Here is a 12,113-nt window from a genome sequence, read left to right as displayed (position 1 = left end):
AATTTGTGTTGGCACGATACTTGCATCATTAAAGAGCGAACGCCAAAAGAAAGGAGCAAACATCAATGATTTCAGTTATTATCAGCGGTCATGGAGATTTTCCCATAGCACTGAAAGAGTCGTCAAACATGATTTTCGGCGAAGAAGACCATCTGACGGCGGTGCCGTTTTTGAAAGGAGAAGGCATCCAAACATTGCAGAAAAAATATCAGCAGACGCTAAAGCGCATTCCAAAGGAACATGAGGTGCTGTTTTTAGTGGATATATTTGGCGGAACGCCATACAACGCGGCTGCTCCTTACATCGTGAAGGATCAAAGAATGGATATGGCGGCCGGAGTGAACCTGCCGATACTTCTGGAGGTATTGAGCCTAAGGGGGCATATACCGCTTAAAGAACTGCTGAACAGGCTGAAAACAATGAGTCAGGAAAGCTTCCAGGTGTGCAGCGAACATTTAGAAAATGCGAAAAGAATCGAAAGAGAGGATGAATTGTGATGAACATTGTATTAGCAAGGATTGATGACCGCTTTATTCACGGCCAGGTGCTGACCAGATGGATTAAAATCCATGCGGCTGACCGCATCATCGTTGTCTCAGATGATGTGGCGGCAGATGACATGAGAAAAACGCTGATTCTTTCTGTTGCCCCTTCAAATGTTAAAGCGAGCGCCGTTTCTATTTCAAAAATGGCAAAAGCGTTTCACAGTCCGCGGTATGAGGAGACAACAGCGATGCTGCTATTTGAAAAACCGGGCGATATTGTATCCCTGATTGAAGCAGGGGTCCCTATTACAACGGTAAATGTCGGCGGCATGCGTTTCGAGCATAACCGCAGGCAGATCACAAAATCAGTCAGCGTGACAGAACAAGATATAGAGGCGTTTGAACAACTGAACGAATTGGGGGTGAAGCTGGAATTGAGGCAGCTCCCTTCAGATCCCAGCGAAGACTTTATGCAGATTTTGAGAAACGTCGCAAAATAGAAAAGGGGGATATGAGAAGATGTCTTCAATACAAATTATATTGCTGTTGATCATTGCAGGTATTACCGGTATCGCAAGCGTATTGGACGAGGGACAGACGCACCGTCCGCTGATTGCCTGTACATTGGTCGGGTTGGTGCTCGGAGACCTGAAAACCGGCATCATTTTGGGCGGAACCCTTGAACTGATGGCCTTGGGCTGGATGAATGTCGGGCTCGCCATGGCGCCGGATACGGCCATCGCTTCTGTGATCTCAACCATTTTGGTGATTACCGCCGATCAGGGAATCGGCGAAGGAATTGCCGTCGCAGTAGCATTGGCAGCGGCAGGGCAGGCGCTGACGATTTTTGTCCGTACGATTACCGTCTTTTTAATCCACCGCGCTGACAAATACGCCAAGGACGGGAATATGAAAGGAATCGAAATCATGCATATTACCGCCATGGTGTTCCAGGCGCTCAGGGTCATGATCCCGACGTTGATTGTGGCGCTGATCAGCGTCAGCGCTGTTCAGGCTTTCTTAGGGAATATTCCCGAAGTTATTACAAAAGGTCTCCAGGTAGGCGGAGGAATAATCGTTGTCGTCGGGTATGCGATGGTCATCAATATGATGAACATTCCTTACTTGAAGCCATTTTTCTACATCGGCTTTTTGTTGGCAGCGTTTACCGACTTCAATCTGGTCGGGTTCGGCGCTCTCGGGCTGTGCCTTGCCCTTCTGTATCAGCAGGTCATGCAAAAAAACAGCACACAGGGTGCGGTCGCCGCAGCCGCAAACAGCAGCCCGGCTGCTTACGATGATGATGATCTTGATGCCTAATCAATGAGGAGGGGACTGAAAAGATGGAGACAGAAAAAAGGTTAACAAAGAGAGAAATTTTCAGCATGTTTATTCGTTCGAATTTTTTGCTCGGATCTTTTAACTTTGAGCGTGTGCAGGCGATGGGCTATTGCTATGTGATGATTCCGGCGATTAAAAAACTGTACGGTCCAGGAGCAAAAAGAAACGAAGCATTGCAGCGCCACCTCGAATGGTTCAATACACATCCGTGGCTGACAGCGCCGATATTCGGCGTGACGGCCGCCATGGAAGAAGAGATGGCCAATCAAAAAGGGATTGATGCAAAAGCGATCAGCGGCATGAAAATCGGGTTAATGGGGCCGCTCGCGGGTGTGGGCGATCCGATTTTCTGGGGAACGCTGCGCCCGGTGCTAGCCGCTTTAGGGGCATCGCTAGCTTTAGGTGGAAATATTGCCGGGCCGCTGCTGTTCTTTTTCTTCATTAATGCCATAAGATTAAGTACAAAATATTACGGTTTAAAGTACGGCTATGTGAAAGGTATGGAAATTCTGCAGGACTTGGTCGGGAACCGGATTCAAAAGCTGACCGAAGGCGCTTCGATACTCGGATTGTTTGTCATGGGGGCTCTTGTCTCAAAGTGGACCACCATCAATATCCCAATCGTCGTTTCCAGAATTAAGAACGAATCAGGCAAAGTGGAGGTCCAAACCGTACAGAGTATTTTGGACAGCATTATGCCGGGGGTGCTGCCTTTAGGCTTGACATTGCTCGTCGCGTGGATGCTGCGAAAAGGCGTGAATCCGCTTCTTATTATATTCGGCATTTTTATCATAGGTATTCTCGGTTATTGGGCTGGATTTTTGGCGTAAGGTTTTGGAATTCATCCCGAATTCTTAAAATCTGCCGCCCCCGGCATTCCCGCCGGGGGCGGCTGTTTGGAGCAAAATCGGGATGTGCTTGAATATCCGATAAAGATAGGAAGGGAGAGGGTGAAAAAGATGAATAAGAGGCTGCTTCAAATCGGAGCAATGCTGACCATGATGCTGCCGGCCGGACCTGTTTACGCAGCCGATCCAAGCTACTATGAGGAGAAGCATCGGCCAAAGTACCATTTCACTCCTGAAGCGAACTGGATGAATGATCCAAACGGAATGGTGTATTATGCGGGGGAATACCATTTGTTTTATCAATATCATCCATATGGTTTGCAGTGGGGGCCGATGCACTGGGGCCATGCGGTCAGCAAGGACTTAGTCAGGTGGGAGCACCTTCCTGCCGCGCTGTCTCCGGATGATAATGGCACAATTTTTTCTGGAAGCGCCGTAGTGGATTGGAACAATACAGGCGGTTTTCAGACCGGAAAAGAAAAGCCGCTCATTGCTATTTATACGCAGGACCGTGAAGGGGAACAGGTACAAAGCATCGCTTACAGCAATGACAAAGGAAGAACATGGACGAAATACCCCGGCAATCCTGTCATTCCGAACCCGGGAAAAAAGGATTTCCGCGATCCGAAAGTATTTTGGCATGAAGAAACAAAAAGGTGGGTGATGGTGCTGGCGGCCGGTGACCGAATCATGATATACACATCTCCCAACCTGAAGCAATGGACCTTTGCAAGCGAATTTGGCGAAGGGCAAGGAAGCCATGGAGGCGTATGGGAATGTCCTGATTTGTTTCAACTTTCCGTAGACGGCAATCCGCATAAAAAGAAATGGGTAATGCAAGTCAGTGTTGGAAACGGAGCCGTCTCGGGAGGATCAGGCATGCAATATTTCGTAGGAAGCTTTGACGGAACGTCTTTTAAGAATGAAAATCCGCCGGACAAAACCCTATGGACGGACTACGGCAAAGACTTCTATGCGGCCGTCTCCTGGTCCGATATCCCGTCTTCAGACGGACGCAGGCTTTGGCTGGGATGGATGAGCAATTGGCAGTATGCAAACGATGTTCCTACATCACCGTGGAGAGGCGCCACGACGATTCCAAGAGAGGTAAAATTGAAAGCGTTTTCTAACGGGGTCGGAATCGTGCAAACCCCGGTAAAGGAGCTGCGCTCGACCAGAGGAGCCTCTCAAGGATGGCGACATCAGATTATATCCTCCGCAGGCTGCAGCCTGCCGGCTAATTTATCGGGAGACTCCTACGAAATCAATGCAGAATTTCAAGTGAGCGCCGGTTCGGCTTCTGAATTCGGTTTTAAGGTTCGACAAGGAGAAAATCAATATACAAAAATCGGCTATCATCGGGGAAACGGCACTCTGTTTGTTGACCGCAGCCAATCCGGAAACGTCTCCTTCCATCCAAGCTTTAACACCGGAAAGCAGGTTGCTCCGTTGAAGCCGGTAAATGGCAAGGTGAAGATGCGCATTTTTGTCGACCGCTCTTCTGTCGAAGTATTTGGAAACGATGGACAGCGGGTGCTCACCGACCTCATCTTCCCGGATCAATCAAGCAACGGGCTGGAGGTGTATGCTTCAAACGGCTTTGTAAAGCTAAACTCCCTGACGATTCATCCTCTGAAAAAAATATGGGGGCAGTCCCCTTTCAAGTCGAACCTCGCGGGCTGGACGACCGTAAACGGGTTGTGGGCCGACACCATTGATGGAAAACAAGGACGCTCTGACGGCGATTCTTTTATTACATCTTCAGCCTCCGGAACAGACTTCACTTACGAATCCGACATTACGATTAAAGATGGCAATGGAAGAGGGGCGGGAGCTCTTGTCTTTCGGGCTGATCAAGATGTGAAAAACGGCTATCTGGCCAATGTGGATGCCAAGCATGACGTCGTGAAATTTTTTAAATTTGAAAACGGATCAGCCGCTGTCATAGCCGAGCACAAAACACCGATAGATGTCAATAAAACGTATCATCTGAAAACCGTCGCCCGCGGCGCAAACTTTAAAATCTACTTGGATGACCATTTGGTGATTGATGCGCATGACTCAACATTCAAACACGGAACATTCGGTTTGAACGTATGGGAGGCGACGGCAGTCTTTCAGGATGTTTACGTCGATCAATGACAAAAGGCCGGGATATTGGATCCCGGCCTTAATGCCTTCATAGAACGGCTGGGCATGTGCAATTTTTCCAGGGTGGCGTTGGCTAGCACGGGCCAAAAACGCGCTTCACAGCTATTATTTAAAATCGACCCACACCGAGCCTTTCTCTGCTGAACGCACGCAATTTTCGACCCAGCGTATGCCCTCAATGCCGGCATCGACATCAGGATAAATCAGGTTTTGTAACATTTGTTTATCTCCGCGGTTTTTGGCGTCAATCGCGACGGCGAATTTCAAATAAATATTGGCCCACGCTTCAGACAGTCCTTCGGTATGCAGGGCGCCAAGCCGCTCATCTGCATTGCATCGGCTGTCCAAATAAGGCATGCCGCGAACGAGCATCTGGATCGGCTCTCCCTGCACTTCATACCTCAGTTCGTTCGGTTTGCTGTCCCACCATTCCAAACTCGCTTTAGAGGCGACGATCCTGATTCTGTGACCATCCATACACCCGGCGTTGATTGACCGCTCCGTTTTCATAATGCATTAAGACGTAGGCATTATCCTCGAGCGGGGCGCGGCTCTTGACGAAGCTCTGACGGTCGCACAGCAGCTCTTTTATTTTCATATGCGGCATAATCCGGCAAGGGCTTTGATTTCATAGCCTTCTTCTAAGGTGAAAAACAGCGGTTTTTCACAGATGACATGCAAATCCGCTTCAAGCGCAGCCTTGCAGATTTCATAATGGGTTAGGTTCGGAGTGGCAAGCGAGACAACCTCTATGCCGTCGTCCCGCTTGGCTTCTTCCGCAAACATCGTTTGATAATCGGGATAACAGCGCTCCGCACTCACTCCGAGGTTCATCCCGAAATCTTTTCCCCTTTCAGCATCGATATCAAATGCGCCGGCTGTAAGGCTGTATTGTCCCTCAGCGCGCCTGTGCGATGTTTATATCCAACCTGGCTGAGCCTTACTCCGCCTACCATTGCCCAGCGCAAAGGCCTTGAAATGAGCTTTTCTCCATTCAGCGCTTGATCTATCTTCGTTTAACTCAAAAGCGACATAAAGAATGGACAGCCCGGTCTCGCTTTTGATTTGGTGTAATATTTCCGGCCTTGACATAAAAATTGTATTTTCCTTAAGCGGATATTGACAACCGCACTCGAGATAATAGCCGTTTCCTTTTATCACATAACAAATTTCAAAAAAAGAATGCTTGTGAACGAGTGTATGATAGTGATTTGGCATAGCTCCCCAACAGTGGACGTAAAATGAAGCGCCGTCAGGCTCTAAGTGATGCACATATTGGTTTAAAACCGTTCTGGCGGAAACAAGGTGATTCGCATTCATGTAAACGCCTCCTGATCCCTTTATGTTGTCGTTTTTTCTCATCATACCAAGGCGGGTAAAAATAAAACATCCCTAAAGGGATATACGCTGCAACAAAAGGGGAGACGTAAGGGGACGGAGCCTTTAAAACTGTTGTTTGTGCAATCAGGCATTTTTCCGTCTCTATTAAAACACAAATTGTGATATATAACTAATAATTGACAACGTTTTCATACTGGCTTACACTTAGTTTAATGAGTAAACAAAGTGTAAGCATTAGAAGAAAATAAAGACTGACCTGCTATGATTCGTGCAGAGCCAAAATCGAATTGTATGCTCCGCATAAAAAAGGTTTGGTACCTATCGAACATGATTCGGCATGCAGCAAATATGGTTTCCCATCCTCCCTGGTTCGCATGCAGTTCTTATTTTCTGAAAATTTAAAAGAATGGAAAGGAACAGGGGGTGGTGCAGAAGCTGTCTATTTCAAAAGTAAAGCCGGCTTGTCCCATGGCATTCAACTGTTAGTTGCATTTGCAGGTTTGTTCGTGTGACCAAAAGCTTTTTAAGGAGGAAAGAATCATGGCTAGTGAAAACCTTGAAAAAATTAGTATGTTTGAAAAATCCGGCTATGCTTCTGGAGATTTAGCATGTAATTTAATTTATGCGACGGTTTCAACGTATCTTTTATTTTTCTATACCGATGTTTACGGATTGTCAGCAGCCGCTGCCGGGACGATGTTTTTAGTCGTTCGGATTATTGATGCGCTTGCCGATCCTTTTATCGGAACAATAGTAGACCGGACAAACAGCAAGTTTGGGCGTTTTCGGCCGTATCTGCTGTTTGGTGCGTTTCCGCTTTCAGTACTTGCCATCCTCTGTTTCACAACCCCGGATTTCTCAGATACAGGAAAATTAATCTACGCTTATATCACGTATGTCGGCTTATCGCTCACATATACGACGATAAATGTTCCGTATGGTGCACTAACTTCCGCGATGACTAGAAATAATCAAGAGGTCGTCAGCATTACCTCTGTCCGGATGGTCTTTGCCAATCTTGGCGGACTCATCGTATCTTTCTTTGTTCCTTTACTTTCAGCTTATTTAGGTGATACGACCGGAAACAAAGCACTGGGATGGCAGCTGACAATGAGCATGTTAGGCATCATTGGCGCATGTCTATTAATCTTTTGTTTTAAAAGTACAAAAGAACGAGTAACTCTGCAAAAGCCTGAAGAAAAGATTAAATTTTCTGATATATTTGAACAATTTAGGGTTAATCGTCCATTAGTTGTTCTTAGCATATTCTTTATCATTATCTTCGGCGTCAACTCTATCAGCAATTCTGTCGGAATATACTACATGACGTACAACGCAGGCAGAGAAGACCTTGTCAAATGGTATGGCTTGCTCGGAAGCCTGCCTGCATTGGCCGTCCTGCCGTTTATACCCCGAATCAATAAATGGCTCGGAAAGAGGAAGTTATTAAATACCGCTTTATTATTAAATATCATTGGACTTTTAGCCATTCTCATCGTACCGCCGAGCAATGTGTTTCTGGTGCTCTTCTTTCGCGTTATCGCCGCAGTAGGAAGTGTGACTGCCGGGGGGTATATGTGGGCGCTTATTCCCGAAACAATTGAATACGGGGAATATAAGACCGGAAAACGTTTGAGCGGATTGATTTATGCGATTATCGGCTTCTTTTTTAAGTTTGGCATGGCTCTCGGCGGAATCGTTCCGGGACTGATATTGGACAAGTTCGGCTATGTTGCAGGACAGGTCCAAACTCCTGAAGCATTGACTGGAATATTAATAACGACAACCGTTGTCCCTGTTATTTTTCTTATCTTAGCTATGATCGATATTAATTTCTACAATTTAAGCGAGGAAAAATATGCAAAAGTCGTACGCGAATTAGAGAATAAAGATAAAGTTACATGGACAATATGAATGAATTTAGGCCAGATAATCGTGAAACCGCCCTTTCAAAACGATATTTTAGGAGGAAGGAAGATGAAAATTATCAATCCGGTGCTTAAAGGTTTCAATCCCGATCCGAGCATATGCAGAGTCGGCGAGGATTATTATATTGCTGTATCTACCTTTGAATGGTTTCCAGGCGTGCAAATCCATCATTCAAAAGATTTAGTCAACTGGCATTTGATTGCACATCCATTACAGAGGGTTTCGCAATTGGATATGAAAGGGAATCCCGACTCAGGCGGAGTATGGGCGCCCTGTTTAAGCTATGCCGACGGAAAGTTTTGGCTCATCTATACGGACGTAAAGGTTGTCGATGGGGCCTGGAAAGATTGTCATAATTATTTAGTCACTTGCGAAACCGTTGATGGAGATTGGGGGGAGCCGATTAAATTAAATAGTTCCGGTTTTGATGCTTCGTTGTTCCATGATACGGATGGAAGAAAATATTTATTAAATATGATGTGGGATCATCGAATAGGCCGCCATTCATTTGGAGGCATTGTGATGCAGGAATATTCCGCAGAGGAAAAAAGGTTAATCAATCATCCGAAAATCATTTTTAAAGGTTCGGATATCAAACTAACCGAAGCGCCTCACCTTTATCATATCGGAGATTATTATTATTTATTAACAGCAGAAGGAGGAACAAGGTACGAACACGCCGCTACGATTGCCCGATCAAAACATATCGGAGGGCCGTATGAAATCCATCCCGATAATCCCATTTTAACGTCTTGGCATGATCCGCGAAATCCGTTGCAAAAGTGCGGTCATGCATCAATTGTCCAAACACATACCGATGAGTGGTATTTAGCTCATTTAACCGGGCGTCCGATCCGCCCTGATGATGATTCGATTATTCACCAAAGAGGATATTGTCCGCTGGGAAGGGAAACAGCGATACAAAAATTGAATTGGAAAGACGGATGGCCTTATGTAGTTGGGGGAAAAGAGGGGAGTCTTGAGGTCGATGCGCCTCGGATATCCGAAACTGTGTTTCCTGCGACATATCCAGAAGTTGATCAATTTGAAGGTTCGACATTAAATATTAACTTTCAGACCTTGCGGATCCCGTTTACGAAAGAATTAGGCTCAATAACCGAAAGGCCGGACCATTTGCGCTTATTTGGCCATGAATCGCTGACATCGAAATATACCCAGGCGTTTGTCGCAAGGCGCTGGCAAAGTCTCCGTTTTATAGCGGAAACTGCTGTTGAATTCCGTCCGGAGAGCTTTCAGCAAGCGGCAGGATTGGTGAATTACTACAATACCGAGAACTGGACGGCTCTTCAAATCACTTATGATGAGGACCTTGGACGATTTCTGGACCTCACGATATGTGATAACTTTTCATTTTCACAGCCGATAACAGATAAAATCGTTATTCCCCGCGACATCCAATATGTTTATTTAAGAGTAAATGTTGAACAGGAAACATATTATTACTCCTATTCCTTTAACAAAAAAGACTGGCATATCATTGAAATCGTCCTAGAATCGAAAAAGTTATCAGATGATTATGTTCGCGGAGGAGGATTCTTCACAGGAGCTTTTGTAGGAATGCAGTGCCAAGATACAAGCGGAGCGAATAAGCACGCCGATTTTGCCTATTTTATGTATAAAGAGCTGTGAATGAAAGGTTTAATGACCGTTTGTAAAGTCCAGTGAGATTTCGGGCTAAAATGTCCTGCTATAAATTCATTATTTTGGGAAACGTGTTGTAGGCAGTGAAATCCGATCGATACAATCAGGATCTGTAAATCAGGGGGCTGTCCAAAAAGTTCATAAGAACATGGCCTTTTGGACAGCCTTTTTCCTTAAAAAGGAACGAAAAAAGCGCCCGATCAGCGAAGATGCAAGCTTAATGATCAAAAGAGTTCAGAAGCGGGGCGGAAAAGGCACCTGCATGATCATCAGAACACACATTGCCGCACCGCATTATCATGAGAAATTTGATATTCAGGAAGAAATTCTTCCGCAAAGCGTCCGGCTGCTCGAGCGGGCGGTGTGCAAGCTGTTGAAGCAGAGGGGAGGCCCTCTTTTTTTATTGTTTTGCATGCCATTGATAAAGAGGTCTTCTAAAGCAAAACCTGCGATTTTCTTCTGAATTTAAGACGTCCGAATTCAAGGGGAAAAAGGAATTTTTTTGATCATTATTAAAATTCGCACTTTACAGGTAGGTATTATGTGAATTATATTAGATATTAAAATGTAAGTTATTTTCATCAAGTCTTAAGAAAGAACCGATTAATTAAAAAGGGGATGATCTGGGTTGCCTTCAAAAGCAGGAATTGATCAGTATGTGTTGGATAAGGTAAAGCTTTTACTGGAGAGTCTGGAATATGGAACGGTTCAAATCACCGTTCATGATTCACAAGTGACACAAATCGAAAAACTGGAAAAACACCGTTTGCCATTACAAGCAAAAACAAAAATACATCAGAAAAATGCCAGGTGATAAAAAATGAATATTGCTCCGATCGGACCACCGAAGGGCTCCTGTTAGTTTACCGTTCACTTAGAAGAAGAACAGTAACTAAGAGGACCTTTTTATTTTTAAAAAGGGAACGAGGAGAAAGAAATGGGGCATCCAACGATTTATCCGACAGGAGGGACTGTGTTTCATCCTGAAAAAACAAGCAGCGCTGAGAGACCCCGGAGCACTATTGATTGATATAAACGGTAAAGAAGTCCGACTGTGGAAAGGGCTTCGGGGGGTCCGAATAGGTGCAGGAGGTTATGTACTGGGGAATCTCAAAGAGGTCAGAACTGCGGATTTCAAGATGGGGCTGATCTCGTCCATGACAACTGGGACTTAAAAAGGCTTTGCCTGAAACGCTCATTCATGAAGGGGGAAAACACAATGACGGTTCAAACAGGTGAAATTACGATTAAGCCGGTATCAGGAAGAATCGGGGCCGAAATCAAAGGGGTAACATTAAGCGGGAATTTAGACTCGGGTTCACTTCACACGCTAAAACAGGCATTGGCCGAATATAAAGTCATCTTTTTGAAAGGACAGCATCATTTAGATGATAAAGGTCAGGAGGAATTTGCGACGTTGCTTGGAGAACCGTACGTCCATCCAACGGTGCCTGTAAAAGAAAAATCCAACTATATTTTCGAGCTTGATTCTGACAGCGGCGCAAGAGCAAACCATTGGCATACCGATGTCACATTCGCGCCGGAAGTCCCGAAATATTCGATCTTAAGAGCGGTGATCATTCCAAAGGTTGGCGGAGATACCGTTTGGGCCAATACAAATACTGCTTATGAAGAACTTCCGGAGAATCTAAAGAGACTGGCAGATCAATTATGGGCGATTCACACGAATGAATTCGATTATGCATATACCAGATCAGAAGACTTGCCTGATGATGAAGCGAGAAAAAGGCGCCGGGCGATATTCGAATCCACCATTTTTAAAACGAGGCATCCGGTTGTTCATGTACATGCCGAAACAGGTAAAAAACACCTTCTGCTGGGCGGCTTTGCAGGAAGAATCGAAGGCTTTACAACGAGCGCCTCAGAAAGGCTGTTAAGCATCTTCGATGATTATGTTACGCGGCTGGAAAACACGGTTCGCTGGCAATGGACCGAAGGCGATGTAGCGATTTGGGATAATCTCGCCACTCAACACTACGCGGTGGCCGACTATGATGAACATCGTGTCGTACGACGGGTGACAGTGGGAAAAAGTGTACCGGTGAATGTAGAAAATGAAGCAAGCTCACTGATCGGTAAAAAATAAAGATTTTGAGGCCGTTTCCCGGCCTCTTTTTTGTGAAAAATCAAGCTGGACCGAGGCTTCCAAAAAGCTTTCATCGCGTTATTAAAAAACACTCCATATTTTTCATCAACCAACACGGCATGGAATTGTAAGCATCACATCGGATTTGGCTGGCACGGATCTTGCATCATATTCTTGTAGAGTGATATATGAGGGAGGATGCAATGATGTGTTGAATACTTCGTAAAATGAAAGCGCTTTTTTAAGTCA

9 protein-coding genes and 4 pseudogenes are annotated in these 12,113 nt (G+C 45.4%); 11 read left to right on the top strand and 2 right to left on the bottom strand.

All coding sequences use genetic code 11. The features are described 5' to 3' along the window. Window positions 1-65 precede the first annotated feature (65 nt). From levD to AB447_RS05220, 5 genes are all read left to right on the top strand, one after another. A complete protein-coding gene (gene levD / locus AB447_RS05240; protein ID WP_048352961.1) occupies window positions 66-497 on the top strand; it encodes a PTS fructose transporter subunit IIA in 432 nt (143 codons plus the stop codon). Continuing rightward, complete coding sequence (locus AB447_RS05235; protein ID WP_048352962.1) at window positions 497-985, top strand: PTS sugar transporter subunit IIB; 489 nt, start codon at window positions 497-499, stop codon at window positions 983-985. The genes levD and AB447_RS05235 overlap by 1 nt, the downstream gene beginning before the upstream one ends. Window positions 986-1,004: 19 nt before the next feature. Next, window positions 1,005-1,805 carry a PTS mannose/fructose/sorbose transporter subunit IIC gene (locus tag AB447_RS05230; protein WP_057957459.1) on the top strand — a complete coding sequence of 267 codons (801 nt, stop codon included), beginning with the start codon at window positions 1,005-1,007 and terminating at the stop codon, window positions 1,803-1,805. Between the two features lie 23 nt (window positions 1,806-1,828). Continuing rightward, the gene (gene levG / locus AB447_RS05225; RefSeq protein ID WP_046131522.1) at window positions 1,829-2,656 is read left to right on the top strand and encodes a PTS fructose transporter subunit IID; all 828 of its coding nucleotides are present in this window, start codon (window positions 1,829-1,831) and stop codon (window positions 2,654-2,656) included. A gap of 129 nt (window positions 2,657-2,785) precedes the next feature. Then, window positions 2,786-4,816: a glycoside hydrolase family 32 protein gene (locus tag AB447_RS05220; protein ID WP_048353009.1), complete on the top strand. Its 2,031-nt coding sequence runs from the start codon at window positions 2,786-2,788 to the stop codon at window positions 4,814-4,816. A gap of 114 nt (window positions 4,817-4,930) precedes the next feature. Here AB447_RS05220 and AB447_RS05215 read toward each other — a convergent pair. Both AB447_RS05215 and AB447_RS05210 read right to left on the bottom strand, forming a co-directional pair. Further along, window positions 4,931-5,781: pseudogene (locus tag AB447_RS05215) on the bottom strand (Gfo/Idh/MocA family oxidoreductase). Beyond that, entirely contained in the window at window positions 5,744-6,145 is a 402-nt protein-coding gene (locus AB447_RS05210) for an AraC family ligand binding domain-containing protein (RefSeq protein WP_231592147.1), read from the bottom strand. The pseudogene AB447_RS05215 and the gene AB447_RS05210 overlap by 38 nt, the downstream one beginning before the upstream one ends. Before the next feature lie 561 nt (window positions 6,146-6,706). On the opposite strand from AB447_RS05210, the pseudogene AB447_RS05205 reads away from it, so the two are divergent. The 6 genes and pseudogenes from AB447_RS05205 to AB447_RS05185 all read left to right on the top strand — a co-directional run. Then, window positions 6,707-8,091 (top strand): annotated as a pseudogene (locus tag AB447_RS05205) (MFS transporter); the annotation flags it as partial. Between the two features lie 52 nt (window positions 8,092-8,143). Beyond that, a complete protein-coding gene (xynB, locus tag AB447_RS05200; RefSeq protein ID WP_048352964.1) occupies window positions 8,144-9,745 on the top strand; it encodes a xylan 1,4-beta-xylosidase in 1,602 nt (533 codons plus the stop codon). A gap of 214 nt (window positions 9,746-9,959) precedes the next feature. Further along, window positions 9,960-10,133, top strand: a pseudogene (locus AB447_RS25710) (amidohydrolase); the annotation flags it as partial. Between the two features lie 252 nt (window positions 10,134-10,385). Then, window positions 10,386-10,571 (top strand): YezD family protein, encoded by a 186-nt coding sequence (locus tag AB447_RS05190; protein WP_048352966.1) that lies wholly within the window; start codon window positions 10,386-10,388, stop codon window positions 10,569-10,571. Between the two features lie 123 nt (window positions 10,572-10,694). Next, window positions 10,695-10,928, top strand: a pseudogene (locus AB447_RS26680) (thioredoxin); the annotation flags it as partial. Window positions 10,929-10,976: 48 nt separating this feature from the next. Then, on the top strand, window positions 10,977-11,864 hold the full coding sequence (locus AB447_RS05185; protein ID WP_231592149.1) for a TauD/TfdA dioxygenase family protein: 888 nt from the start codon (window positions 10,977-10,979) through the stop codon (window positions 11,862-11,864). The last annotated feature ends 249 nt before the right edge of the window (window positions 11,865-12,113 follow it).

The sequence above is a fragment of the Bacillus glycinifermentans genome (assembly GCF_001042475.2).
GTDB classification, from domain to species: domain Bacteria; phylum Bacillota; class Bacilli; order Bacillales; family Bacillaceae; genus Bacillus; species Bacillus glycinifermentans.
This window is presented reverse-complemented; position numbering and strand designations above follow the sequence as displayed.